Annotated in this window: 19 protein-coding genes; 14 read left to right on the top strand and 5 right to left on the bottom strand. The window is 62.1% G+C overall.

All coding sequences use genetic code 11. The features are described 5' to 3' along the window. The first annotated feature begins 5 nt into the window (after nucleotides 1-5). The 13 genes from ACT8X9_RS05205 to ACT8X9_RS05145 all read left to right on the top strand — a co-directional run bounded on the left by ACT8X9_RS05205 (nucleotide 6) and on the right by ACT8X9_RS05145 (nucleotide 19,052). Nucleotides 6-2,210 (top strand): hypothetical protein, encoded by a 2,205-nt coding sequence (locus ACT8X9_RS05205; protein WP_444268334.1) that lies wholly within the window; start codon nucleotides 6-8, stop codon nucleotides 2,208-2,210. 206 nt (nucleotides 2,211-2,416) lie between these two features. Then, on the top strand, nucleotides 2,417-3,772 hold the full coding sequence (locus ACT8X9_RS05200; protein WP_444268333.1) for an MATE family efflux transporter: 1,356 nt from the start codon (nucleotides 2,417-2,419) through the stop codon (nucleotides 3,770-3,772). 240 nt (nucleotides 3,773-4,012) lie between these two features. Continuing rightward, on the top strand, nucleotides 4,013-6,238 hold the full coding sequence (recD2, locus tag ACT8X9_RS05195; RefSeq protein ID WP_444268332.1) for an SF1B family DNA helicase RecD2: 2,226 nt from the start codon (nucleotides 4,013-4,015) through the stop codon (nucleotides 6,236-6,238). A gap of 151 nt (nucleotides 6,239-6,389) precedes the next feature. After that, entirely contained in the window at nucleotides 6,390-7,415 is a 1,026-nt protein-coding gene (locus ACT8X9_RS05190; RefSeq protein ID WP_227620752.1) for a rod shape-determining protein, read from the top strand. Nucleotides 7,416-7,561: 146 nt separating this feature from the next. Continuing rightward, nucleotides 7,562-7,933 (top strand): OadG family transporter subunit, encoded by a 372-nt coding sequence (locus tag ACT8X9_RS05185; protein ID WP_227620753.1) that lies wholly within the window; start codon nucleotides 7,562-7,564, stop codon nucleotides 7,931-7,933. Nucleotides 7,934-7,948: 15 nt separating this feature from the next. Next, nucleotides 7,949-9,157, top strand: a complete 1,209-nt coding sequence (locus ACT8X9_RS05180) for a sodium ion-translocating decarboxylase subunit beta (protein ID WP_412591278.1) — start codon at nucleotides 7,949-7,951, stop codon at nucleotides 9,155-9,157. A 497-nt stretch (nucleotides 9,158-9,654) separates the two neighbouring features. Continuing rightward, nucleotides 9,655-12,291 (top strand): ATP-dependent helicase, encoded by a 2,637-nt coding sequence (locus ACT8X9_RS05175; protein WP_444268331.1) that lies wholly within the window; start codon nucleotides 9,655-9,657, stop codon nucleotides 12,289-12,291. A gap of 6 nt (nucleotides 12,292-12,297) precedes the next feature. Continuing rightward, on the top strand, nucleotides 12,298-13,077 hold the full coding sequence (gene thyX / locus ACT8X9_RS05170) for an FAD-dependent thymidylate synthase (RefSeq protein ID WP_444268330.1): 780 nt from the start codon (nucleotides 12,298-12,300) through the stop codon (nucleotides 13,075-13,077). Next, nucleotides 13,074-13,745 carry a dTMP kinase gene (locus ACT8X9_RS05165; RefSeq protein ID WP_444268329.1) on the top strand — a complete coding sequence of 224 codons (672 nt, stop codon included), beginning with the start codon at nucleotides 13,074-13,076 and terminating at the stop codon, nucleotides 13,743-13,745. Before thyX ends, ACT8X9_RS05165 begins: the two co-directional genes overlap by 4 nt. 26 nt (nucleotides 13,746-13,771) lie before the next feature. Beyond that, the gene (locus tag ACT8X9_RS05160) at nucleotides 13,772-14,587 is read left to right on the top strand and encodes a hypothetical protein (protein ID WP_444268328.1); all 816 of its coding nucleotides are present in this window, start codon (nucleotides 13,772-13,774) and stop codon (nucleotides 14,585-14,587) included. A gap of 21 nt (nucleotides 14,588-14,608) precedes the next feature. Beyond that, nucleotides 14,609-15,736: an endolytic transglycosylase MltG gene (mltG, locus tag ACT8X9_RS05155; protein ID WP_444268327.1), complete on the top strand. Its 1,128-nt coding sequence runs from the start codon at nucleotides 14,609-14,611 to the stop codon at nucleotides 15,734-15,736. 12 nt (nucleotides 15,737-15,748) lie between these two features. Then, nucleotides 15,749-16,969 carry a peptidase U32 family protein gene (locus ACT8X9_RS05150; protein WP_227620760.1) on the top strand — a complete coding sequence of 407 codons (1,221 nt, stop codon included), beginning with the start codon at nucleotides 15,749-15,751 and terminating at the stop codon, nucleotides 16,967-16,969. 55 nt (nucleotides 16,970-17,024) lie between these two features. Further along, nucleotides 17,025-19,052 carry a DUF4357 domain-containing protein gene (locus ACT8X9_RS05145; protein ID WP_444268326.1) on the top strand — a complete coding sequence of 676 codons (2,028 nt, stop codon included), beginning with the start codon at nucleotides 17,025-17,027 and terminating at the stop codon, nucleotides 19,050-19,052. Nucleotides 19,053-19,122: 70 nt separating this feature from the next. Here the strand turns inward: ACT8X9_RS05145 and ACT8X9_RS05140 are convergent, their stop codons facing one another. Genes ACT8X9_RS05140 through ACT8X9_RS05130 form a run of 3 tightly spaced genes read right to left on the bottom strand, consistent with a single transcriptional unit; the run spans nucleotide 19,123 to nucleotide 21,278 of the window. Continuing rightward, nucleotides 19,123-19,560 (bottom strand): aspartate carbamoyltransferase regulatory subunit, encoded by a 438-nt coding sequence (locus ACT8X9_RS05140; RefSeq protein WP_227620762.1) that lies wholly within the window; start codon nucleotides 19,558-19,560, stop codon nucleotides 19,123-19,125. Between the two features lies 1 nt (nucleotide 19,561). Next, nucleotides 19,562-20,503 (bottom strand): aspartate carbamoyltransferase, encoded by a 942-nt coding sequence (pyrB, locus tag ACT8X9_RS05135; RefSeq protein ID WP_227620763.1) that lies wholly within the window; start codon nucleotides 20,501-20,503, stop codon nucleotides 19,562-19,564. 19 nt (nucleotides 20,504-20,522) lie between these two features. After that, entirely contained in the window at nucleotides 20,523-21,278 is a 756-nt protein-coding gene (locus ACT8X9_RS05130) for a GntR family transcriptional regulator (protein WP_227620764.1), read from the bottom strand. Nucleotides 21,279-21,468: 190 nt separating this feature from the next. Here ACT8X9_RS05130 and ACT8X9_RS05125 point away from each other — a divergent pair, with 190 nt between their 5' ends. Continuing rightward, complete coding sequence (locus ACT8X9_RS05125; RefSeq protein WP_249233126.1) at nucleotides 21,469-22,014, top strand: GNAT family N-acetyltransferase; 546 nt, start codon at nucleotides 21,469-21,471, stop codon at nucleotides 22,012-22,014. A 141-nt stretch (nucleotides 22,015-22,155) separates the two neighbouring features. Here ACT8X9_RS05125 and ACT8X9_RS05120 read toward each other — a convergent pair whose 3' ends face one another. Together ACT8X9_RS05120 and ACT8X9_RS05115 are read right to left on the bottom strand one after the other, a co-directional pair. Further along, a complete protein-coding gene (locus ACT8X9_RS05120; protein ID WP_444268325.1) occupies nucleotides 22,156-23,523 on the bottom strand; it encodes an MATE family efflux transporter in 1,368 nt (455 codons plus the stop codon). A 194-nt stretch (nucleotides 23,524-23,717) separates the two neighbouring features. Then, nucleotides 23,718-24,950: a 6-phosphofructokinase gene (locus ACT8X9_RS05115; RefSeq protein WP_444268324.1), complete on the bottom strand. Its 1,233-nt coding sequence runs from the start codon at nucleotides 24,948-24,950 to the stop codon at nucleotides 23,718-23,720. Nucleotides 24,951-25,056: the final 106 nt, after the last annotated feature.

Raw genomic sequence — 25,056 nt, 5'->3', positions numbered from 1 at the left:
GTACTATGAGACTGAAAAGCGCACTCCGGCGGGGCGTGGCCGCCGCCGTCATCGCGGGCATCGTGGTAAGCTCCGGCATCCCGGCCTATGCGGCCCAGTGGGACATCGCCGACGGCGACATCACCGTGAAAGCGGGCGACGCCGAAGGAACGAACAGGGTCACACAGGGCGAGAAGGATGTGGAGGACACCGACACCGTCATCACCGGCGAGTCGAAGGAGAACACCGTCACCATCGACACCTCCGAGGGCAGCGTGGACGTCACCTTCGACGACCTGAAGATCGACGCCAGCGGCAAGAAGGAGGGGGATGGCAGCGATGACAGCCCAGTCGATGCGGGCAAAGCCGCCGTCACCGTGAGGGGCGACCACGATGCGACCATCGAGCTGGACGGCAAAAACGAGCTGAAGGGCGGCGGCCACAATGCGGGCCTCGAGAAGAACGAACACGAGGCGGAGGGCACCCTGACCATCAAGGACGACAACGGCAAGGACGGCTCCCTCACCGCCGAGGGCGGCGACAACGGCGGCGCAGGCATCGGCGGCGGAATGGAGAGCACCGGCAGCAACATCAAGATCACCGGCGGCACGATAGAGGCCGTGGGCGGCGAGGGTGCTGCCGGTATCGGCGGCGGTGTGTACGGCACAGGCCGCGACATCGAAATTTCCGGCGGCAAGGTGTCGGCCACAGGCGGCGATGCGAATGAAAATCTGGATCCCTCCCGCCCCGGCGCGGCTGGCATCGGCGACGGCGCAGGCACGGAAGGCCGCGAGATAGACCCGGATGCGCCGCCCAGCAACCCCGACAACCCCAATCACATCATCATCTCCGGCGACGCCGAGGTGGAGGCCAAGGCGGGCGCCAGCACCGGCGGCAAAACTGCGGCCATCGGCGGCGGCATGGTCGGCGAGATCTCCAATGACGCCCTCTCCGACGACGACCACAAGGTGACGGGCGGCAGTCTGACCCGCTACGACCCCGACGGGAAGAAGATGGAGGACTACAGCTACGACCGGCGGACGCCCTCCCAGCCGGAGCAGCCGGAACAGCCCGATGATACCGAGAACAACGACGACGAGGACGACGACGAGGACGACGCTCCGGACACGCAGGCTGGCGAGGTGCCGGGCCGTGTGAAGCAGATGTACGAGACCACCGGCGTGATCACCCATCCGGATGGCACACAGGAGCTGGGTGACGTGGCCACGGCGGAGTATGACCCGGTCAACAAGGTCCTGAGCTTCGATGCCCACGGCACACTCTTTCGGATGACAGGCGACTCGCTGCGGGAGCTTGCAAAGGAGGTCCATGAGCTTCGCATCCGGTTCCTTGATGGGGAAGGGCGGGAGATGGAGGCCGTCATTCCGCTGGCCCGGATCAAAGATCTGGTCGGCAAGGATGGCGCATTCGAACTCGAGCTGTCCCATGAGGGGCGTTATCAGTTCCATGTTGTGGGGCAGACGGGATATGATAGAAAAACATTCTCGGATGAGACCGTCCTGCGCCAGAGCGGCAAGGAACTGATCCTCGTGTACCGCGTTGGCGATGAGGAGCAGAAAGCGCAGGAGACCGCCCGGGTGGAGGAGGCGATCGCCCGCCGTAAGCAGGAGAAAGAGCAATGGGGAATGGTCCTCTCCGGTCGGGAAGGCGGCTCCCTGAGCGGACAGCCCGGGCTGACTCAGCCGGGAACGGGTACCGTCGGTGACCTCAGCGGGCTGACGACTCTCTCGCCGGACAGCCTTACCACGGCCCCGCAGCCGAAGCAGCCCGCCTCCGACCAGACGGTGTGGAAGACATTTACCGGTAACATCGTGAAGCTCGCGGGCGGGAAGCAGGACAGCAAGAAGGACGACCCGGCCCCCTCCGTCGGTGACCTCAGCGGCCTCCCGATTCTCTCGCCGGACAGCCTTACCACGGCCCCGCAGCCGGAGCAGGCCGCAGCCCCCGGGCCGGAAGACTCCATCCGGATACAGCTTCTTGAGGACGAGGAAAAGAAGGACGAGGAAAAGATAACCATTCAGCTTTTCACGGAGAAGACCCCGGGGGAGGAACAGACCGATACTGCCGGACCTCGCGGCCAGCAGGGCAGGCGGGATGATTCCGCCCGGCAGACCGAGGCAGGCCCTCGCGGGGCACAGGCAGGCAGAGACGGCGATAAGACCGGTGAACCCCGCGGCCCTCGGGGCCGGCACGCGGGACGCGGAAACTGACCTGAGCACAATCACCAAAAACCACCGATAGAAAATAGCAATGTTGTACGAAGAAATCTGCCCCAAACCCCTTGCAAAATCACGATGAGCTGAGTATAATACCACTCATGAAACGCAAAACGTCCTGCCCCTCGTCCGGCAGGGCGTTTTTGTCGGCAAAAATCCGGCAAAGAAATGTTAAGTGACCGCCCGGGGAGGGGCTTTGTATGACAAAAGACATGACACAGGGCAGCCCGCTCAGGCTCATCCTTGCCTTTGCGGTGCCGCTGATGCTGGGCAGCCTGTTCCAGCAGTTCTACAATCTGGCCGACACCATCATCGTGGGCCGCTTCGTGGGCGTGGATGCGCTGGCGGCGGTGGGCAGCGTGGGCGGCCTGAACTATCTGGTGCTGGGCTTCGTCAACGGCATCGCCTGCGGCTTCTCCATCCCCATCTCGTGGACCTTCGGCGCGAAGGACTACAGCGAGATGCGGCGCTACACCGCCAACACCGTCTGGCTGAGCCTCTTTTTCGCCGCCGTGCTCACGGTGGTGACGGTGGCCCTGACCCGGGCGGTGCTGGTCTGGACCAACACCCCCGACAACATCATCGACATCGCGGACATCTACATCCGCACCATCTTCTGGGGCATCCCCTTCACCCTGCTGTACAACGTCACCAGCGCCCTCATGCGTGCGCTGGGCGACAGCAAGCGGCCGCTGTACTTCCTGCTGGTGGCCAGCGTGCTGAACATCGGCCTCGACCTGCTCTGCATCCTCACCTTCCGGATGGGGGCCTTCGGCGCGGCCTTCGCCACCGTGTTCAGTCAGGCGGTGGCGGGCATCGGCAGCCTCGTCTACATCGTCCGCCACTACCCGGAGCTGAAGTGGAGCGGGGAAGAGGGCCGTCTGAGCGCCAGCCACTGCCTCAAGCTCTGCAACATGGGCATCCCCATGGGCTTGCAGTGCAGCATCACCGCCATCGGCAGCGTCGTGCTGCAGGGCGCGGTGAACGGTCTGGGCAGCAGCATCGTGGCCGCGCAGACCGCAGGCGGCAAGGCGGCCCAGTTCCTCTCGGTGCCGCTGGAGAGCATCGGCACCGCCATGACCACCTACGCCAGCCAGAACATGGGCGCCCGCGACCTGAAGCGTGTGGACAAGGGCGTCACCACCGCGCTGGGCATCGGCTGCGTCTACAGCGTGGTCTCCTTCCTCATCCTGCGGGTGATGGACGTGCCCCTCATCAGCCTCTTCCTCGAGAGCAGCGAGGTGGAGATCATGGCCAACGCCCGGAGCTTCATCTTCTGGAACAGCCTCTTTTACATCCCGCTGGCCGTCCTCATCATCTACCGCTACACCATTCAGGGTCTGGGCTACTCGAGCCTTGCCATGTTCGCAGGCGTGGCCGAGATGGTGGCCCGCGTCATGGTGGGCTGCTGGTTCGTGCCCCTCTGGGGCTACTTCGCGGCCTGCATCGCCAACCCCGTGGCATGGTTCTTCGCCTGCTTCTTCCTCATCCCGGCCTACTTCGCCGTCCGCAAGCGCCTGACGAAGGAGCTTGCCGCAGCGCGGGTGGAGGATTGAGAGACTGCGGAACTTCTGATAGCTTCACCAAACGAAACGCCCCCAAGGAGCGGCAGCTCCAAGGGGGCTTTTTTGCGCCTTTCGCTCATGGGCAGCTTCGCTGTTACCCGGAAACCTGCCCTCTTCGCCAGAGGCTCCCCGATGAAGACCAGCCTGACCTTCAAAGCTCCCCCCATATTTACAAATCCCCCCAAAACCGCTATACTATATATAGTTGTGTCAAAACGAGGAGGCGGGACGATGGAGCGGGAGCTGGAACAGCTGGAAGGCACGGTGGAGGACATCATCTACCAGAACGAGGACAACGGCTACACCGTGTTCGAGGTATCGGGCGGCGGTGTGGTAACGGTGGTCTGCGGCGTGGTGGGGGAGCTTCATGCAGGGGAGAGCGTCGTCTGCCGGGGGCGGTACGAGAACCACGCCACCTATGGGCGGCAGTTCCACGCACAGGAGTGCGAGACCGATATGCCCAAAGACCTCGAGGCCGTCTACGCCTTCCTCGCCAGCCGGTCGCTGCCCTACATCGGCGCGCGGACGGCGGACAAGATCATCGACAAGTTCGGCGCGGCGGCGCTGGAGGTCATCGCCAACGACCCCGCCCAGCTCACCCTCATCCCGGGCATCTCGGCGGACAAGGCCGACCGCATCCAGCAGGAGTTCAAGCGGATGTTCGGGATGCGGGAGCTGATCGCCTATCTGGCCCAGTTCGAGATCAGCCCCCGCCGGGCGATGGAGGTCTTCCGCACCTTCGGCCCGGGGGCCATGACGGCCATCCAGCAGAACCCCTATCTGCTCTGCGGCGAGCCGCTTCAGCTGGACTTCCGCCACGCCGACAGCATCGCCCAGTATTACCAGATGGCAGGGGACTGCGCCCAGCGGCTGGAAGCCGCCCTCCTGCGCACCCTCCGCCACAACGCGGGCAACGGCCACACCTGCCTGCCCCGCGCCCAGCTGCTGGCCACGGCCTCGAACTTCATCCACCAGCCCCCCGAAAAGCTGGACGAGGCCCTCGCCCGCTGCCTCGGGGCGGAGACGCTGGCGGAAAAGACCTTCGACGGCACGGAATATATCTACCTGCCCGACCTTCTGGCCGCCGAGCAGGACATCGCCGACCGTCTGGCCCTGCTGACAAAGCGGGGGAAGCAGACGGCCCACGGCCTCGACAAAAACATCCAGATTTTGGAGCTGGCGCAGGGTTTCGCCTACGCGCCCCTGCAGCGGGAGGCCATCCGGAAGGCCATGACCGAAAACTGCCTCGTCCTCACCGGCGGCCCCGGCACCGGCAAGACCACCACCGTCAACGCCATTTTGCAGCTTCTGGAAGATCAGGCCGAGCGGGTGGCCCTCTGCGCCCCCACGGGCCGGGCCGCCAAGCGTCTGAGCGAGCTGACGGGCCGCAAGGCCTCCACCATCCACCGTCTGCTGGAGGTGGACTACACCGGCGGCGTGGTCAGCTTCATCCACAACGACAAGAACCTCCTCAAATGCGATGTGGTCATCCTCGACGAGATGAGCATGGTGGACGTCCGGCTGTTTCAGGCCCTCATCGCGGCCCTGCGGTACAGCTGCCGCATCATCATGGTGGGCGACGCCGACCAGCTGCCCAGCGTCGGCCCGGGCAACATCCTCGGCGAGGTCATCCGCTCGGGGCTGGTGCCCACGGTCTGCCTCAACGAGATCTTCCGGCAGGCGGCCCAGAGCCTCATCGTGGAGAACGCCCACCACATCATCTCGGGCGAGCCGCTGAAAAAAGGCGGCAAAACAGACGATTTCTTCTTCCTTGAGTCGGATGGCGACGCGGCGCAAAAGCTCGTCTGCGACCTCGTGACCACCCGCCTGCCCCGCAGCTACCAGTTCGACCCGGTGAAGGACATTCAGGTGCTCTGCCCCACCAAGCTCGGCCCCACCGGCACGCAGGCCCTCAACGTGGAGCTGCAGGCCCTGCTCAACCCGCCCCAGAAGGGCAGGCCGGAATTGCAGAGCGCCGCCCGGGTCTTCCGGGTGGGCGACAAGGTGATGCAGGTGCGCAACAACTACGAGATCACATGGCAGCGCATCGGCGGAGAGCAGGGGGTAGGGGCGTACAACGGCGACATCGGCATCGTGGAGTCCATCGACCCCCGCAGCCGCTCGATGGTGGTGCGGATGGACGACCGGCGGCTGGTCTACCCCGCCGAGAACCTCAACGAGCTGGAGATCGCCTATGCCATCACGGTGCACAAGAGTCAGGGCAGCGAGTTCCCGGCGGTCATCCTCCCGGCGGCGCAGGTGCCGCCCCGCCTGTGCTACCGCAACCTCTTCTACACCGGCGTCACCCGCGGCCGGAAGCTCTGCATCGTGGTGGGCCGCCGGGACGTCGTCAACCGGATGATGTCCAACGTCCGCCAGAACCTCCGCTACAGCGGCCTCGCGGCCCTGCTGGCCGAGGCTCTGCCGCCGGAGCAGGAAAAGATAAAAGAGGATTGACAGGCGGCCTGCCCGTGAGCCGCCGCAAACCTCCGCAGAGGGTTTCTTTTTCCCCTCAGATATGCTATACTATAATGTGTTTTGATGACCCTCGCCCGGAGATGGGCGATCGCAATAGAGAATGGGGCAGCAGAGAAAGGAATTCACGACTATGGCACAGAACGACATCGGTATCGATCTTGGTACGACGACCATCATCATCGCGCAGGAGGGGCAGGGCGTCGTCCTCAACCAGCCCAGCGTAGTGGCGGTGGACACCCGCAAGAACTGCGTGCTCGAGGCAGGAGACAAGGCCCTCGCAATGGTGGGCCGCACGCCCAACTACATCTCCGCCATCTTCCCGCTGAAGGACGGCGTCATCAGCGACCACACCATGACCCGCGAGCTGATCTGCCGCTTCGTCAATCAGGTCTACAGCTCCCACATGGTCAAGCCCCGGGTGGCCGTCTGCGTGCCCGCCGCCATCACCGGCATCGAGAGCGACGCCGTGGTGGAGGCCGTCATGGCCGCCGGTGCCCGTCAGGTCTACCTCATCGATGAGCCGATCGCCGCCGCCCTCGGCTCCGGCATCGACATCACCGTTCCCGATGGCCGGATGATCATCGACATCGGCGGCGGCACCACCGACATCGCCGTGCTGAGCCTCGGCGGCAAGGTCAAGGCCACCAGCGTCCGCGTCGCGGGCAACCACTACGACGAGGAGATCCTCAAGTTCGTGCGCAACAAGTTCAGCATCGCCATCGGCCAGCGCACCGCCGAGAACCTGAAAAAGAACGTGGCCTGCTGCCCCCAGAAGGCCGACTTCAACGAGACGATGGAGATCAAGGGCCGCAGCCTGCTCACCGGCCTGCCCGTCCGGGTCAACGTCTCCACCGCCGACCTCTACGAGCCGGTCATGCGCCTGAGCGAGCAGATCGGCACCGCCGCCCATCAGGTGCTGGAAAAGACGCCCCCCGAGCTGGCCGGTGACATCTACCGCAACGGCGTCGTCCTCACGGGCGGCGGCGCACAGCTCCACGGCCTGCCCGAGTACCTCAGTCAGGAGCTGAAGGTGGAGGTGACGGTCTCGCCCGACCCCGTCAACTGCGTGGCGCTGGGCACGGCCATGAGCCTGCGGATGGGCGACAAGCTGGAGACCGGCTTCACCGACGCCACCCCCCGCATGGGCCGCCGCTGAGGGCTTGTTCACAGTCTGGTGAAGAAGAACATGATTTTTGTTCATAGTTGTTGAATCGACCCGGAAAATATTGTATAATATCTTCAAATCGGTTTTTGCTGTCCGCCCGGCGGTCGGCAAAGAAAAAAGTAACTAGGAGGAAGACCATGGATTTAGGTTATGATGTGATCGTTACCATAACCGGTATTGTGCTGGTGTTTCTGATCCTCGTCCTGCTGATGGCCATCATCACGCTGGAGGGCAAGATCTTTGACGCCATGAACAGCAAGAAGGCAGCCGCCAAGGCTGCGTCTGCTGCAAAACCGGCTGCTCCTGTGAAACAGGCCGCTGCGCCCGCTGCCGCACCCGCAAAGGCTGCTGCCCCGCAGGTGGAGGCAGGCATCCCCGGCGACGTTGTGGCAGCCATCATGGCAGCCATCTACTCTATGGGCAACGGCAAGTACGTGCTGAAGGCAGTCCGCCGCGGCAAGAATGGCTGGGGCAAGGCTGGCGTCAACGACACCACCGCGCCCTTTTAACACAGGAGGAAAAACATGACTCAGTTTATTGATACTCTGGTCGGTATTTTCCAGAGTTCCGGCTTTGCCCGGTTCGGTGAGCCGGGCGGTATGCTCTACGCCGTGATGATCTGCGTGGGCTGCTTCCTGCTCTACCTTGCGATCGTCAAGGAGTTCGAGCCTCTGATCCTGCTGCCTATGGCCTTCGGCATGATTTTGGCCAACCTCCCCGGCAGCGGCGTCATCCATATGCAGTATTTCGTCGGTGACGGCCTCGAGCACCCGATGTGGATCGAGATCCTGAACAACGGCGGTCTGGCCGATATGCTCTACATGGGCGTCAAGCTGGGCATCTACCCGCCGCTGATCTTCCTCGGCATCGGCACCATGACCGACTTCGCCCCCCTGATCTCCAACCCCAAGAGCCTGCTGCTGGGCGCTGCCGCTCAGTTCGGCATCTTCGGCACCTATATGGGCGCTCGTCTGCTGGCCGCGACCGGTCTGGTGGACTTCACCCAGAAGCAGTCTGCCGCCATCTCCATCATCGGCGGCGCAGACGGCCCTACCGCTATCTTCGTCACCTCCCGTCTGGCTCCTGAGCTGCTTGGCTCCATCGCCGTTGCGGCCTACAGCTACATGGCTCTGGTGCCCGTCATCCAGCCCCCCATCATGAAGGCTCTGACCTCCAAGAAGGAGCGTACCGTCGTGATGAAGCAGCTGCGCACCGTGACCAAGACCGAGAGGATCATCTTCCCCATCATGGTCGCCATCATCGTCTCCCTCATCGTGCCCGATGCCGCCGTTCTGGTCGGTATGCTGATGCTGGGCAACCTGATGAAGGAGTGCGGCGTCGTGGACCGTATCCAGAAGACCGCTGGCAATGAGCTGATGAACATCATCACCATCTTCCTTGCCCTGTCCGTCGGCTGCACCACCTCCGCCAACACCTTCCTGAACAACCGCACCCTGTTCATCATCGTGCTGGGCCTCATCGCCTTCTCCTTCGGCACCGCTGCCGGTGTCATCTGCGGCAAGGTCATGTACATCCTCACCGGCGGTCAGGTCAACCCCCTGATCGGCTCCGCAGGCGTTTCCGCTGTGCCTATGGCTGCCCGCGTCTCTCAGAAGGTGGGCCAGAGCGAGAACCCCTCCAACTTCCTGCTGATGCACGCCATGGGTCCCAACGTGGCCGGCGTCATCGGCTCTGCCGTCGCTGCTGGTATCCTTATCAACATCTTCGGCTAAGCATTTCCTGAATGTCTCCGCTCCATCGTGGTATTTTCCGCGATGGGGCGGTTTTTGTTTTGGGGCTTCTGGAATCGTCTGAAAAGCTGCCCTCTTCGCCAGAGGCTCCCCTACTAGGGGAGCTGTCGAGCGATAGCGAGACTGAGAGGTTGTACGGAGGTGAGCCTGACCGTGAGCCGCAGCGGAACGAAACCTCTCCGTCACGCCTGCGGCGTGCCACCTCCCCTATCGAGGGGAGGCCTTGGCATACCGCAAAGTTTCGTCTTCAACTGGAAACTTTCCCTCTTCGCCAGAGGCTCCCCTACAAGGGGAGCTGGCGAGGAGCCTGCGACGAGACTGAGAGGTTGTACGAAGGACAGCCTGCCCGTGCACCGCCGCGAAGCCCCCGCAGCTCCACCCCGACGAGTTTCCTCTTATTATGTACAACTTTTTCGAAATGTGATATACTATAAATCAAGTGGTTTATCCAGAAATGAACGAAAAGAACAGGTGAAACAATGGCAACAGATCTCGCACAACAATTCTGCGCTTTGCGTGATACCTATATCGAAAAGCAGTTCGGGCGGCTGAACGAGATGCAGCGGCAGGCGGTGTTCACCACCGACGGCCCGCTCCTCATCCTCGCGGGGGCAGGCAGCGGCAAGACCACTGTGCTGGTCAACCGCATCGCCAATCTCATCCGCTTCGGCTCGGCCCACGGCTCGAAATGGACGCCCCGGGAGGTCACGGAGGAGGACGTGAAGGCCCTGCGCACCGCCATCATGACCGGCACCGACGCCCCGGCGTGGCTGGACGGGATGCTCCGCCAGAACGCCGTCCGCAGCTGGAACGTCATGGCCATCACCTTCACCAACAAGGCCGCCGGAGAGCTGAAAGAGCGCCTGCGCCGGATGCTGGGCGGGGAAGAGGGGGATGAGGTCTTCGCCTCCACCTTCCACTCCGCCTGCGTCCGCATCCTCCGCCGCTGGGCTGAGGAGATCGGCTACCCCCGCAGCTTCACCATCTACGACACTGACGACGCCCAGCGGGTCATGAAGACGGTGTACAAGGAGCTGAGCGTGGACGACAAGTTCTTTCCCATCAAGAGTGCCATCAACCAGATGAGCCGCTGGAAAGACCAGCTCATCAGCCCCGAAGAGGCTCTGCGCACCCCCGCCCGGGACACCAAGGGCGCCCTCGCGGCCAAGGTCTACGCCGCCTACGAGCGGAAGCTCAAAGAAGCTGGTGCTTTCGATTTCGACGACCTCATCTACCAGACGGTCATCCTGCTGTCGGAGCACGAGGACGTCCGTGAGTTCTACCAGAACAAGTACAAATACCTGCTGGTGGACGAGTATCAGGACACCAGCGTGGCCCAGTTCCGCCTCGTCAGTCTCCTCACCGGCCCGGAGAAGAACATCTGCGTCGTGGGCGACGACGACCAGAGCATCTACCGCTTCCGGGGCGCGACCATCGAAAACATCCTCAACTTCGAGCGCATCTATAAGGGCACCAAGACCATCCGCCTTGAGCAGAACTACCGCTCTACCTCCAATATCCTGAACGCCGCCAACTGCGTCATCCAGCACAACACCGAGCGGAAGGGCAAGACCCTCTGGACCAAGAACGGCGAGGGCGACAAGGTGCAGGTCTACACCGCCGAGAACGAGCAGGATGAGGCCATGCACATCGCCGACGTCATCGGCCAGCACCTCAAGGCGGGCGGCCATCTGGCCGACCACGCCATCCTCTACCGGATGAACGCCCAGTCGGCCCCCATCGAAAGCTATTTCACCCGCGCCGGCATCCCCCACAAGATCGTGGGCGGTCAGCGCTTCAACGACCGCAAGGAGGTCAAGGACATCCACTCCTATATGTCCATCGTGGCCAACCCCCGGGACGACATCCGCCTCCGCCGCATCATCAACGAGCCTGCGCGTAAAATCGGCGCAACGACTGTCGAGGTCATCGCCGACCTCGCGGCCCAGCAGGGCGTGAGTATGCTGGACGTCATCTCGCAGGCCGACCAGTACGCCAAGCTCAGCCGCGCCATCGCGCCGCTGTATAAATTCTGGGACATCTACCAGAAATTGCAGGAGTCGCTGGAAACAAAGACGCTGGACGAGTTCGCCGCCGATGTCATCGAGCTGACGGGCTACCGCGCCATGCTGGAGGCCGACGCCGCCAAGGGCCATGAGGACGCCGCCGACCGCCTGCAGAACCTCGGCCAGCTGGTCAACAATGTCAAGAGCTACTGCGACCAGCACGGGGAAGAGGCCTCCCTGGAGGGCTACTTGGAGGACATCGCCCTCATCAGTGACATCGACAGCTACAACGAGAGCGCCGATCAGGTGGTGCTCATGACCATCCACTCCGCCAAGGGCCTCGAGTTCCCCTATGTATTCCTCATTGGCATGGAAGAGGGGGTCTTCCCCAGTGAAATGAGCAAGTATTCCGAGGCCGACCTCGAGGAGGAGCGCCGCTTGGCCTATGTCGGCATCACCCGCGCCAAGAAGGAGCTGTACATCTCCAACAGTGTCACTCGGATGCTCTATGGCCGCACCCAGCGCAACGAGCCGAGCCGCTTCCTCCGGGAGATCGAGCCGGAGTACCTCGAGGAGACCCGCAGCCCGGTGCTGGAGCAGCGCTCCCGTCTGGGCGGCTGGGGCAGCAGCTGGGGCAGCGACAGCGTCCCGGGCGGCGCGTCGGGCTACTCCGGCCCCTCCGGCTGGGGGCGTTCGGCCTCCGGCCACGGCGGCTACCTTAATCAGGAATACAACGCCCCTTCGTCCGGAAACCGCAGCTTCGGCGCGGACTATGCGGGCCGGGGCAGTACCGCGTCGGGCTATGGCAGCAGCTCCGGCCCGTCCGGCTTCGGCAGCGGCTATGGCCGCCCGACGGCCCCCAAAGCGCCGGTCCGGCCCGCAGGCGGCGGCGTAAGCCCGGCTGCTCCCGCGCCCCGTCCCGCCTCCACCGGCCCCAAGCACTACGAGCCGGGCGACATCGTGGAGCACAAAGTCTTTGGCCGGGGCGAGGTGCTGAAGGTCAAGCCCGCCGCAGGCGACCAGATCGTAGAGATCCGCTTCGAGAAGGTGGGCGTGAAGAAGACCATGGCAAACTATGCGCCCCTTGTGAAGATAACGACGGAGGAATGAGAAAAAATGATGACTGTCCGATTGATCGCACACACGCCGGAGCCGGAGAAGGTGGTGGCGGCGGCGGCGAAGCTCTGCTACTCCGACGCCCACATCACCGACCTTCTGGATGGGCTGGATGAGGAAAAGACCGCCCGCTTCCTGACCATGCTCAGCGACGTGGGCCACGCCAGCCCCATCGAGCACGCCAGCTTCACCTTCGGCATCGAGGGGGTGAGCCGCACTCTGCTGGCCCAGATCACCCGCCACCGCATCGCGTCCTTCAGCGTCCAGAGCCAGCGGTACGTCCGTCTGGACGATTTCCGCTACGTCATCCCGCCCGAGATCGAGGCCATCCCCGAGGCAAAGGCGGCCTTCCTCGAGAGCATGGACGAGGATGCCAAGCGCTACCTCGACCTTGTGCAGAAGCTGGAAGAGGGCCACACCGCCCGCCTGATGGCCGAGGGCCTGTCCGAAAAGCAGGCCCGGGCCAAGGCCTCCAAGCAGGCCAACGAGGACGCCCGCTTCGTCCTGCCCAACGCCTGCGAGACCAAGATGGTCGTGACCATGAACGCCCGCAGCCTCCAGAATTTCTTCCACCTCCGCTGCTGCAGCCGCGCCCAGTGGGAGATCCGGCAGCTGGCCGAGGAGATGCTGCGGCTGGTCTACCCGGTGGCACCCCATCTCTTCCGCACCGCTGGCCCGGCCTGCGTGTCCGGCCCCTGCCCGGAGGGCAGGATGTGCTGCGGCCGCACCGCTGAGGTCCGCGCCCGGTACGCCGCGCTGAAAGGGGAGAGGACAGAATGAGCAAGGGCAGGCTTCTCGTCCTCGAGGGTCTGGACGGCTCTGGCAAGGCCACGCAGGCAAAGCTTCTGGCCGCCCATCTGTCCGGGAGCGGCCGCAGGGTGATGGAGATCACCTTCCCGGACTACGAGAGCGATTCCAGCGCGCTGGTAAAGATGTACCTCTCCGGCCAGTTCGGCAGCAGGCCCGACGACGTCAACCCCTACGCCGCGTCCAGCTTCTACGCCGTGGACCGGTACGCCAGCTATAAGACCAAATGGGGCAGCTTCTATGAGGCGGGCGGCATCGTCATCGCCGACCGTTACACCACGTCGAACGCCGTCCACCAGTGTTCCAAGCTCCCGCCCGACCAGTGGGACGGCTTCCTCCGCTGGGCCTTCGAATATGAGTACCAGCTTTTAGGCCTGCCCGCGCCGGACGCCGTCGTTTACTTACAGGTAGACCCCGCCGTGAGCCAGAAGCTCATGACCGGCCGCTACCACGGCGACGAGAGCAGGAAGGACGTCCACGAAAAGGACACCGAATATCTGGCCCGCAGCCGCCGCGCCGCTGAGTACTGCGCGGAGCATCTGGGCTGGGCCACCGTCCACTGCACGGTGGACGGAGCCATGCGCACCATCGAGGACATTCAGGCCGAGGTGCAGGCGCTGGCCGGAAACGTGCTCGGATAACCGCGAAAAAGGGAGGGATACTATCGATGTATCGTTTGATGCAGCCGTCTGAAGAGGCGGCAGTCGTGGCACTGTGGCAGGCAGAGCGGGGCGACAGCGCCGCCTTTGCCAAGACCGCTCTGGAACAGTTCGCCGGGGTGGAGAATGTCTATGTCGCCGAGGAGAACGGACGGCTCGAGGCCGCTGCGCTGGCCGTGCCGGTCACCCTCAGGGGCCGCAGCGGCAGCTATCTTTATGGCCTGTGCGGAAAGGGCGAGCTGCTCCTCGCGGGCCTCGTGGACTATCTCTGCGCCCAGCAGAAGCTGCGGGGGGCGGGCTTCACGGTGGCTGTGCCGCAGGGGCAGGAGCAGGCCGCTCTGCTGGAAAGCAAGGGCTTCCGCTGGGCCTTCCCCCTCCGCTGCCTGCCCCGGGAGGTGTCCCGCAACCTGTGGAGTCAGGCCGAGTTCGACTCCGTCACCGCCCGCAAGCTCTGTGAGCTGCGGGAGCGCTTCTGCTCCGACACCGTCCAGCTCCCGCCGGAGCGGATGGCCGTCGTGCTGGGCGACCTCTACGCCCGGGGTGCCACCATCGTGTCCAGCGGGAAGGGCTACGGCGTCTATTTCCGCCGGGAGGACACCCTCTACTTTGTGGAGATGATGGCCGAGGACGACCGCTCTGCCGAGGTGCTGATGGAAGCCGCCCGGGAGAAGGAGGTCATCGTGGAGCGCGCCGTCATCACGGTGGGCGCGGCCCAGAACCTCTTCCTCGGCGAGGGCAGACGGCAGGATTACGGCATGATCCGGTTCGACGCCGAACCCTTCGACGTGGAAGAGAGCTATATGCGGCTGATGATGGAGAGCTGAACGGACGATAAAGGAGTGCGTATGGCGCAACAAGGAAAGAAGAAAAAAGGCGGAGCAGCGAAAGTGATTTTAGCTGTGCTGCTGGTCGTGATCCTGACGGCGGGCGGCATGGCGCTGTTTGCCTATCGGGAGATAAACGGAAACGGCCTGAAATCCGGCACCGAAGTAACGGTAAGCATCCCGCAGGGCAGCGGCGTGGCCGCCATCGCCAACCGGCTCAAAGACGCCGGCGTCATCCGGTACCCCCACCTCTTCCGCTGGTATGTGGGCCGGCAGGGCGCGGCAGCGAAGCTCCAATACGGAGAGTTCGAGCTTGCCCCCGGCAGCTCCTACGATGCCATCATCGCGGCCCTCTCTGCCTACGCGCAGGCCGACAGCGTCCGGCTGACCTTCCCCGAGGGCACGACGGCCATCGCCATCGCCCGGAAGATGGAGGACGCGGGGCTGTGCAGCGCCGAGGACTTCCTTGCGGAGGCCAACACCGGCGATTTCAGCTCGTACCGGTTCTGGCAGTACGTCCCGGACGACAAGGACGCCCCCGACCGCTTCCTCAAGTGTGAGGGCTATCTTTTCCCGGACACCTACGACTTTTTGAAGGACGACACCGTCCATCATTATGTGGAGACGTTCTATGCCCACTTCGATAAGCAGATCACCGACGAGATGTATGCGGCGATGGAAGAGCAGGGGATGACCCTGCCCGAGGTGGTGACGCTGGCGTCCTTCGTGCAGGAGGAGGCGGGCAACGCGCAGGACGACAACGTGGCGCAGGTGTTCCGCAACCGTCTGGCCGAGGGTTCGCCCTACCCCAAGCTCCAGAGCAACACCTCCAGCTACGTCCAGAGCGACGCCGACAACAACTATCTCTGGAACTGGGTCGCGCCCTATTACGGCAGCTGGGACAGCATCCCGGAGAACATCCGGACGGCCTACGACACCTACACCTGCACCGGCCTGCCTGCCGGACCCATCTCCAACCCCGGCATCGCGGCCCTCCGCGCCGCCCTCGCCCCCCAGCCCGACGAGGAGGCGAAGGACGCCTATTTCTTCGTCACCGACCGCAAGGGAAACTACTACTACGCCCGCACCTACGCAGACCATCAGAAAAACTGCGATGCGGCGGCGAAAGTCAATAAAAGCTTAACGTAAAAGAGGAATATCATGTTACAGATACCGGAACTTCTGGCCCCGGCGGGCGACCTCGAGCGCCTGCGGTACGCCATCAACTACGGCGCGGACGCCGTCTACTGCGCCCTGCCCGAGTTCGGGATGCGCTCTGCACCCACCAACTTCACCCCCGAGCAGCTGACAGAGGGCGTCATCTACGCCCACGCCCGGGGCCGCAAGGTCTACCTGACCATGAACACCCTGCCCACCAATGAGGAGGCCGACCGCCTGCCGCAGGCCATCAAGGACGCGGCTGCCGCCGGTGTGGACGCCTTCATCGTGGCTGACCTCGGTGTTCTGGACGCCTGCAAGACCTTTGCGCCCGACATCGACGTCCATATGTCCACCCAGACCGGCATCACCAACTGGGCCGCAGCCCGCGCCGCCTACAACATGGGCGCGAAGCGGGTGGTGCTGGCCCGTGAGATGACCTTACAGGACATCGCTACCCTCCGGGACAAGACCCCGCCGGAGCTGGAGATCGAGGCCTTCGTCCACGGTGCCATGTGCATGAGCGTGTCGGGCCGCTGCCTGCTCTCCAACTATATGGCGGGCCGCGACGCCAACCGGGGCCAGTGCGCCCAGCCCTGCCGCTGGAAGTATTATCTCAGCGAGGAGACCCGCCCGGGCCAGCTCTACGAGATCGGCGAGAACGAGGACGGCAGCTACATCCTGAACGCCAACGACCTGTGCACCGCCCCCTTCCTCGACCTCATCTGCAAGGCGGGCGTGGACAGCCTGAAGATCGAAGGCCGCGCCAAGACCTTCTACTACGTTGCCAGCGTGACTGCCGCCTACCGCCGCGCCCTCGACCAGTATCTGGCCGACCCCATGAACGAGAGCTTCGAGCTGCCGGAGGAGGTGCTGGCCGAGCTGACCCGTACCAGCCACCGCCACTACTCCCCGGGCTTCTACTTTGGCCGGGAGCAGGCCCGTCAGGCCACCGACAGCGCCACCTACATCCGCGAGTGGGAGTTCGTGGGCACCGTGGACGGCTGGGAGAACGGCGTCGCCAGCTGCCAGCAGCGGGGCAAGTGGAGCCTCGGCGACACGCTGGAGGCCCTCTGCCCGGATGGCCGCAGCATCCCGCTGACCCCCGCGTGGATCAAAAATGAGGCCGGTGAGCTGGTGGAGTCCACCCCCCACGCCATGGAGCACTACACCATCCCCACCCCTGAGCTGCCGCCCCTGAGCCTGCTGCGGCGGAAGGTCTGAGGGATACTGCAAACACAACGGATGTACGAAAGCAACAGAAAAAAGAAGGTCTGCTATGAGCAGTGTGGTAAGCAGCAAGATAACCGGAAAAGAATATCCGCTTTCCAAGATATTCAGCTCGGATTTTGAATATCATATCCCGGGCTACCAGCGCCCTTATGCATGGACGGAAGATGAAACGGGCGCGCTGTTCGATGATTTATATGGATTTTTCCAGACAGAGAACACAGAAAATTTCTTTCTGGGTAGCATCGTCCTTATCAAGGATGAACAGAACCGCTATGCCGATGTCATCGATGGACAGCAGCGCCTGACGACACTGTCCATCCTGTTTGCAGTTCTTGCCGACACATTTGACAACGAAGACTATAAGATGGACTGCAAAAAATATTTGCAGGAAAAGGGCAATGTATTGGAGGGCATCGAGGCCCAGCCGAGATTATTCCTCAAGGAAAAAGACCAGCCGTTTTTCCATAAGTACATCCAGAATATTCAGCTGGACGCATTGGGGCAGCTGGATCCGGCGGTGTTGGACACCGAGGCAAAGCTGCATATCCAGAAAAACTGCGCTGTGCTTCGCAAGAGTTTTGCTGAAATGTTCAGCAATGACGATGGTCGGCTAAGATTTACACAGTTTTTGCTGACCCGTTGCTATCTGGTGGTCGTTTCGACGCCGAGTCAGGAATCCGCGTTCCGTATTTTTACGGTCATGAACAGCAGGGGACTCGACTTATTGCCGACAGACATCATCAAATCGACTGTTATTGGAAGTCTTCCCAAAGAAAAACAGCAGGGCTACACGGAAAAATGGGAAGGGCTGGAGGAGTTGACAGGACGTGACGGATTCAATGAAGTGTTTACTCACACCCGTACTATATTTGTAAAGGAACGCCAGAAAAAGACTCTTCGGGAAGAGTTTGAAGAGTACGTGTTAAAGACGGTATCCCCGGAACAGCTGATCGATGACTATCTTGTACCCTATACGAATGCCTACGTTCAGCTGAAAAATTGCGAGTTCACTGCTACGCATCATGCAGACGAGGTAAACGGGCTGCTTTTCTGGCTGAACAAGACCAATAACTCCGACTGGATGCCACCTGCTATCAAATTTCTCGCAGAGCACCCGAATGATTCTGAATACGTTCTCTGGTTTATCCGAAAGCTGGAAAGGCTGGCATCTTATCTACTGGTGACCGCGCAGGATGTCAACCACCGCGTAGACCGGTATAAATGGCTTCTGGTGGAAATGGAAAGTCGGCCTGACAGCACGCTGGCTGATCCACTGAGAAACATTGAGCTTACTGACTGGGAAAAAGAACAATTCCAGCAGACACTGGATGGCGAAATTTATACGATGACCGCACAGCGCCGTAACTACATCATCCAGCGGCTGGACTCTTTCATGAGTGACGGCGGGGCATCGTATAATCAGAAGCTGTTTACCATCGAGCATGTCCTGCCGCAGCATCCTCCTGTCCATGGCAGTTGGCTGGAACTCTGGCCGGATGAGCAGGAGCGTAAATATTGGCTCAACCGCATCGCAAATCTTGTGCCGCTGACCCGGCAGAGAAATTCTGCGGCACAGAATTATGGCTTCGCGACCAAGAAGGAAAAATATTTCCAGTCAAAAGGCGGCACGAGTTCCTATGTTCTCACGACGCAGGTCATCAATGAGCCTGTATGGACGCCGGATGTTGTGAAAAAGCGGCAGGCGATGCTGAGCGACGTGTTTGCAGAAAAGTGGGAGTTGAATCCTTCCCGGCAAAGTGGGACGGACGAAGGTCTGTTTTTGCTGGCTGGTCGCGGGAGCAGCGCTATGGGGTATCCTATCGATAAAGACTGTTTTCTGGTATTGAAGGGCAGCCGCATTGCCCCAGATGTGACGAGTGGATTGCCGCAGAACTATGTGGAACAGAGAAAAACTCTGCTAGGGATCGGTATAATACAGAATAACGTATTTGCCGAGGACAATGTATTCACCAGTGCCTCTGCTGCGGCATCTATTATACTTGGCCGTTCGTCCAATGGCCGCAGAGAATGGGCGAAGCTTGATGGCCGCACGCTGGCACAATCTGGACATTAAAAATCACATCATAACGTAAAAGCGCCCCCGTCAGTGCATGGCTGACGGGGGCGCTTTGATCAGTAGGAGATCATTCCGGCTTGACCTGCAGCTCCTGCTCACAGTAGATGCAGCGATACTTGCCGTTGGAGCTGAGCTCGAAGATCTGGTCGCACTCTTCCTCGATGGAGGAGATGCAGCGGGGGTTCTTGCACCGCACGATGTTGACCAGACGCTTGGGGGGCTGGGGCTTTTCCTTCTTGATGGCCCGGCCATTTTCGATGACGGTCACGCTGATGTCGGGGTCGAGATAGGCCAGCACGTCGAGGTTGAGCCAAGAGGCGTCGCCCTCCACCTTGATGATGTCCTTCCGGCCCGATGCAGCCTTGTGGCTGCGGGCGTTCTGGATGAGGGCCACACTGGAGGTGCGGTTGCCCTTGATGCCCAGCAGGTCCATCAGGCCGATGGCCGTGCCTGCCTTGATATGGTCAATAACGATACCGTTCTGAATCTCATCAATGTTCAGCATTTCAGTTGTCCTCCTTGTCTGCTTTGGGGTCCTTGAGGCCCAGCAGTGTCATGATAAGTGCCATCCGGACGTAGACACCGTTCTGCACCTGCTCGAAGTAGGCGGCGCGGGGGTCGTCGTCCACATCCAGCGCGATCTCGTTGACGCGGGGCAGGGGATGCAGCACCGCCATGTCGGGCTTGGCGAGGGCCATCTTGTCCTTGGTGAGGATGTAGCTGTTCTTCAGGCGGATGTAGTCCTCCTCGTTGAAGAAGCGCTCCTTCTGGACGCGGGTCATGTAGAGGATGTCCAGCTCGGGCATGGATTCCTCGAGGCTGCGGGTCTCCTTGTAGGGAATGTGGTTGGCCTCGAGGACGTCGGTGATGATGTAGTCGGGCACGCGAAGCTCCTCGGGGCTGATGAGGACGAAGCGGATGTTCTCGCAGCGTGCCATCGTCTTGATGAGGGAGTGGACGGTGCGGCCGAACTTCAGGTCACCGCACAGGCCGATGGTCAGGTCGTGGAGACGGCCCTTGCGGCGGCGGATGGTCATCAGGTCGGTCATGGTCTGGGTGGGGTGCTGGTGTCCGCCGTCGCCTGCGTTGATGACAGGGATGCGGGAGTACCGGCTGGCCCGCAGCGGTGCGCCCTCCTTGGGGTGGCGCATGGCCACGATGTCGGCGTAGCAGGACACGACGCGGATGGTGTCGGCCACGCTCTCGCCTTTGGATGCGCTGGACACGTTCTCACTGGGGAAGCCAAGGACATGGCCGCCGAGGTTCAGCATCGCGGCCTCGAAGGAGAGGCGGGTGCGGGTGGACGGCTCGTAGAACAGGGTGGCCAGCTTTTTGTGGGCGGCCACATCCTGATAAGCGGCCGGGTCGGCGCAGATGTGGTCGGCCAAATCCAGCAGAGAGGTGATCTCCTGCTGGCTGAGATCCAACGGATCGATCAGATGACGCATATTGTTTTGTTTCCCTCCGTCAAAGAAGCTTTCGAAGAATCGAGAAGTCGAAGAAATTCGTGTAGTAGCTCAGCGAACGCATGACGGGATGGCAGAGCCGGTTGTAGCAGATCTCATCCAGCAGCAGCATGGCCTCGCCGGGGGCCAGACGCATGGCGGCGCGGATGGATTCGTCCCCGCAGCTGGCCTTGAGGTGGGCCACATTGGAAGCCACCTGCTGGCGGCACTCCCGCTCCAAGACCTCGAATACGTCGCCCGACAGGTCGATGCGGGTGAAGTCCCGGCTGCCGAAGAGGGCGCGGGGCAGGTAGTCGATGGAGTAGATGACGGGGGTGGTGTCGGCGAGGATGCGCTTCTTGATGCAGATCACCTCGTCGCCCGGCTCGATGGCAAGCTCCCGGGCCAGCTCTTCGTTGGCACGGACGGGATAGATCTGGATGCCGTCGGCGTGGGGGTAGCTGCCAAAGCTGCGGATGAGCGGGTAATACTCCAGCTTCTGGTCCAAGCGGCTGCGTAGGCCCAGCACGCTCCGGTTGACCACTGTGCCGATGCCGCGCACCCGCTCGATGTAGCCTGCACGCTCCATCTCACTCAGTGCGTCTCGGATGACGGTGCGGCTGACGCCGAGTTCGGCGGCAAGGTCCACCTCCGCAGGCAGACGGTCGGCCTGTGCATAGCGGCCGGTGCGCAGTTCCTCCAGCAAGGCGCTGACGATGCGGTCGCTGATGACAGCGCCGCCCAAGCGGCTGGAAGGGGATAAGCTGGGATCTCTCATGGTTCGTTTCCTCCGGTACACGGGCAGGGCGGCCCTGCCTGGACTTCAGAAAAAGCCCTGCCCGGACACAAGGATGCCCGGCAGAAACTTTTTCTACAAATATTATAACATAAATTGACAATGTTTCAAACGGCATTTATACTGGAATCGACCGGAAAGTATGATTTTATTTTGGAGGGATAGAGCAAGAATGGAAGTTCTTCTGCACAAAGGGTGCGGCAGACCCGAAAGCCGCACCATGACCCTGCGCCCCGCCGGGCCGGAGGATGCCGCCGCCTTCTACGCTTTGCAGAACGAGGTGCGGGCCGGGATGCCCCATCCGGAGCAGTTCGTGCCCGACACGCTGGAAAATATCGCCCGCTATCTGCGGGACGACCTGTGCATCGGCGGCTGGGACGGCGGGCGGCTGGGGGCCTACTTCATCCTGCGCTACTGCGGGCAGGACGAGCACAACTATGCCGCCTTCATGGGCATCCCCAGACCCGCGTGGGACGGCTGGGCCAACGCGGACAGCGCCATCGTCCATCCCGACTATCGGGGCAACGGCCTGCAGCGGAAGCTGCTGGAAGCAGCCCTGACCCGGCTCCGCCCCGGCATCGTGGGCATCGGGGCGACCGTCAGCCCCGACAACCAGTACAGCCTCCGCAACGCCCTCGCCTGCGGCTTCGAGATCGTCTGCCGCCGGGAGATGTACGGCGGCTATGACCGGTATCTGCTGGCGAAGACCCTGAAGTAAGAGGCCCGCTTAAAGCCTCTCCCCTTGGGAGAAGGCAAGGACGCTGCCGAGAAACAAAAAACACAGCGATAAGATGGCTCTGAAAAAGCCAATGCTTATCGCTGTGTTGCTGTTTTATGGGGACGAGGCCTGCCCTCTCGGTCACGCCGCTTTTGTCAAGGAAATCTCCTGCTTCATCTTATGCCGCACCACCAGCAGGCAGCCGAGGTGAACCAGCGCCGTCAGGATCCAGCTGATGGGGTAGCTGAGATAGAGGGTGGTGGTCGAGCGGAACAGCTGGAAGATGGTGGCGATCCAGACCAGACGGAGCAGGCAGCTGCCCACGAAGCTGACCACCATCGGCAGGACGGAGTAGCCCCGGCCGCGCAGACAGCTGGCCAGCACGTCCATGCAGCCGCAGAGCAGGTAGGTGGTGCAGATGATGTGCATACGGGCCAGACCGGCCGCGACCACGGCCTCGTCGGAGGAGTAGAAGTGGAGCAGCTGCTCGCCCAGCAGGGAGGCACCACCGCCCAGCACGAGGCCGGTGACGGCGGCGCAGAGCAGACAGTTGCGCATGACGCGGTCGAGGTTGTCGTAGCGGCGTGCGCCCATGTTCTGGCTGGTGAAGGTGACGGCGGCCTGCGCGAAGGCGTTCATGGCCGTGTAGACGAAGCCCTCGAGGTTGGAGGCGGCCGAGTTGCCCGCCACGATGGTGGAGCCGAAGGAGTTGACCGCCGACTGGATGACGACGTTGGAGAGGCTGAACACGGTGCTCTGCAAGCCGGCGGGCAGGCCGATGCGCAGGATCTGGCCCAGCGCCCCCGCGTGGAAGCCCAGATGGCCGAGGTCGAGGTGGAGCGGGCCTTTCTCCTTCACCAGCAGGGCCGTGACCATGCAGGCGGAAACGGTCTGGCTGATGATGGTGGCCAGCGCGACGCCCGCCACGCTCATGGAGAAGAGGATGACGAAGACGAGATTCAGCACCACATTGATGGCGCCCGCCACGGCCAGACAGAACAGAGGCCGCTTGGTGTCGCCCACGGCACGCAGCAGCGCCGAGCTGAAGTTGTACAGCATGGTCATGGGCATCCCGATGAAGTAGATCTTGAGGTAAAGGGTGGACAGGTCGATGACGTCCTCAGGGCAGCTCATCAGCTCCAGCAGGCCCCGGGCCGCGAAGATGCCCACCACGGCCAGAAAAAGGCCGCTGACGAGGCCCAGCGTCACCGACGTCTGGACGGTGGTGTGGACGCCCTCCTCGTCCTTTGCGCCGAAGCAGCGGGCCGCGACGACGTTCGCGCCCAGCGACAGGCCCACGAACAGGTTGACCAGCAGGTTGATGAGTGCGCCGTTGGAGCCCACGGCCGCCAGCGCCGTGCTGCCTGCAAAACGGCCCACGACCACCACGTCAGCCGCATTGAACAGCAGCTGCAGGATGCTGGATGCCGCCAGCGGCAGGGAAAACAGGATGATCTTTTGCAGCATGGGGCCGCTGGTCAGATCGCCGGTCCGGGAATTTTGTGTCATGGAAATACTCTGCCTCCTCGAAGATCAGAAGATCACTCACGAAAAAACGCGCCGTCCAACAGCGGACGACGCAGATATATCTATATTATAATACGGTTTTGAGTAAAATACAAGCAAAAAACAGGTAAATTCGAGTCGTTTCCGTACAAAAAAGCACCCCCGCAGATGCAGGGGCGCCATTGCGAAACAGAAGCTTACTTCTGGGTCTTCATGTAGATATGGTGAGGCAGACCGGCGATGTACAGCGGGGTCAACTCAGCCTGAATGAGAGGCCGTGCGTAAGCGAGGAAATCTTCGGTCATCTGGGTATGATTCTCGTTCATCCAGCTCAGCGGCACCTTCTTCTCGAGGTTTGCCACTTCGCTGATGGGGTGCAGCTCGGTGGTGCACTGGTAGGGGCTGTTGGAGATGCGCTTCAGGGCCACCATCTGGCCGGTGACGCCCTCAAAAGCAGCCTTGGCGGCAGCACCGCCGACCTGATAGGCCTCGGTGATGTCGGTGCGGCTGGTCAGGTGTCCGGCGCAGCGCTGCAGGGTGGAAAGCTCGATGCAGCGGGTCTTGGTGTCCAGATTGCGGGCCACTACGTTGGCCAGATAGCGGGCAGTGCCGGTCAGGGCCTTGTGGCCGAAGGCATCCACTGCATGGACGTCATCTGCCAGCTCGCAGACGTAGCGGCCATCCTCCAGCTTGACGCCCTCCGACACGGCGATGACGATGCTGGGCTTCTTCTCCTGCATCGCCCGCACCTTCTCGACGAAGTGCTCCACGTTGAAGGGGACTTCCGGCAGGCAGATCATATCCACGCCCTCGCAGTCGTCGCTCTTGGCCAGCGCGGCGGCGGCGGTCAGCCAGCCGGCGTTGCGGCCCATGATCTCCACGACGGTGACGTACTTGGTGCCGTAGACGGTGGCGTCACGGATGATCTCCTTCATCACCACGCCGATGTACTTGGCCGCAGAGCCGTAACCGGGGGTGTGATCCGTGACCATCAGGTCGTTGTCGATGGTCTTGGGCACGCCCATGAAGCGGATGTCGCTCTGGATGCGCTCGCCGTACTCCGCCAGCTTGCCGATGGTGTCCATCGAGTCGTTGCCGCCGATGTAGAAGAAGTAGCCGATGTTCAGCTTCTCGAGGATGGCGAACAGCTTCTTGTACACAGTCTCGTCGGTGTGCCAGTCGGGCAGCTTATAGCGGCAGCTGCCGAGGAAGCTGGAGGGGGTGCGCTTGAGCAGCTCGATGTCAAGGTCATCGGTCAGCAGGGTGGACAGGTCAACGACCCGCTCCTCCAGAAGACCGGCCACGCCGTTGCACATACCGTAGACGATGTCTGCGCCACGGCTCTTGCAACTCTCGAACACGCCCGCCAGACTTGCGTTGATGACAGAGGTGGGGCCGCCGGATTGGCCAACGATTGCATTTTTACCCATGATGATTTCTCCTTTTTTGTTTTTCTGTTTCGGCATTATTTTATCGCAAGGCAAGAAATTAGTGCAACATTCAAACAGCATATTTGCGATATGCAATTCAACGCTG

It is taken from the genome of Faecalibacterium sp., from assembly GCF_052358865.1.
In the GTDB taxonomy this organism is placed as follows: domain Bacteria; phylum Bacillota; class Clostridia; order Oscillospirales; family Ruminococcaceae; genus Faecalibacterium; species Faecalibacterium butyricigenerans.
Note: the sequence above shows the minus strand (reverse complement) of the source record. Positions and strands in the feature narration are given on the sequence as shown.

What these genes read in the sequence shown, in the direction of transcription:
- ACT8X9_RS05190 (WP_227620752.1), top strand. Translation starts at nt 6,390, where the DNA reads ATGGCACAGAACGACATCGGTATCGATCTTGGTACGACGACCATCATC.
- recD2 (WP_444268332.1), top strand. Translation starts at nt 4,013, where the DNA reads ATGGAGCGGGAGCTGGAACAGCTGGAAGGCACGGTGGAGGACATCATC.
- ACT8X9_RS05185 (WP_227620753.1), top strand. Translation starts at nt 7,562, where the DNA reads ATGGATTTAGGTTATGATGTGATCGTTACCATAACCGGTATTGTGCTG.
- ACT8X9_RS05115 (WP_444268324.1), bottom strand. Translation starts at nt 24,950, where the DNA reads ATGGGTAAAAATGCAATCGTTGGCCAATCCGGCGGCCCCACCTCTGTC.
- ACT8X9_RS05140 (WP_227620762.1), bottom strand. Translation starts at nt 19,560, where the DNA reads ATGCTGAACATTGATGAGATTCAGAACGGTATCGTTATTGACCATATC.
- ACT8X9_RS05145 (WP_444268326.1), top strand. Translation starts at nt 17,025, where the DNA reads ATGAGCAGTGTGGTAAGCAGCAAGATAACCGGAAAAGAATATCCGCTT.
- mltG (WP_444268327.1), top strand. Translation starts at nt 14,609, where the DNA reads ATGGCGCAACAAGGAAAGAAGAAAAAAGGCGGAGCAGCGAAAGTGATT.
- ACT8X9_RS05125 (WP_249233126.1), top strand. Translation starts at nt 21,469, where the DNA reads ATGGAAGTTCTTCTGCACAAAGGGTGCGGCAGACCCGAAAGCCGCACC.
- ACT8X9_RS05175 (WP_444268331.1), top strand. Translation starts at nt 9,655, where the DNA reads ATGGCAACAGATCTCGCACAACAATTCTGCGCTTTGCGTGATACCTAT.
- ACT8X9_RS05120 (WP_444268325.1), bottom strand. Translation starts at nt 23,523, where the DNA reads ATGACACAAAATTCCCGGACCGGCGATCTGACCAGCGGCCCCATGCTG.
- ACT8X9_RS05165 (WP_444268329.1), top strand. Translation starts at nt 13,074, where the DNA reads ATGAGCAAGGGCAGGCTTCTCGTCCTCGAGGGTCTGGACGGCTCTGGC.
- thyX (WP_444268330.1), top strand. Translation starts at nt 12,298, where the DNA reads ATGATGACTGTCCGATTGATCGCACACACGCCGGAGCCGGAGAAGGTG.
- ACT8X9_RS05150 (WP_227620760.1), top strand. Translation starts at nt 15,749, where the DNA reads ATGTTACAGATACCGGAACTTCTGGCCCCGGCGGGCGACCTCGAGCGC.
- ACT8X9_RS05160 (WP_444268328.1), top strand. Translation starts at nt 13,772, where the DNA reads ATGTATCGTTTGATGCAGCCGTCTGAAGAGGCGGCAGTCGTGGCACTG.
- ACT8X9_RS05180 (WP_412591278.1), top strand. Translation starts at nt 7,949, where the DNA reads ATGACTCAGTTTATTGATACTCTGGTCGGTATTTTCCAGAGTTCCGGC.
- ACT8X9_RS05200 (WP_444268333.1), top strand. Translation starts at nt 2,417, where the DNA reads ATGACAAAAGACATGACACAGGGCAGCCCGCTCAGGCTCATCCTTGCC.
- ACT8X9_RS05205 (WP_444268334.1), top strand. Translation starts at nt 6, where the DNA reads ATGAGACTGAAAAGCGCACTCCGGCGGGGCGTGGCCGCCGCCGTCATC.
- pyrB (WP_227620763.1), bottom strand. Translation starts at nt 20,503, where the DNA reads ATGCGTCATCTGATCGATCCGTTGGATCTCAGCCAGCAGGAGATCACC.
- ACT8X9_RS05130 (WP_227620764.1), bottom strand. Translation starts at nt 21,278, where the DNA reads ATGAGAGATCCCAGCTTATCCCCTTCCAGCCGCTTGGGCGGCGCTGTC.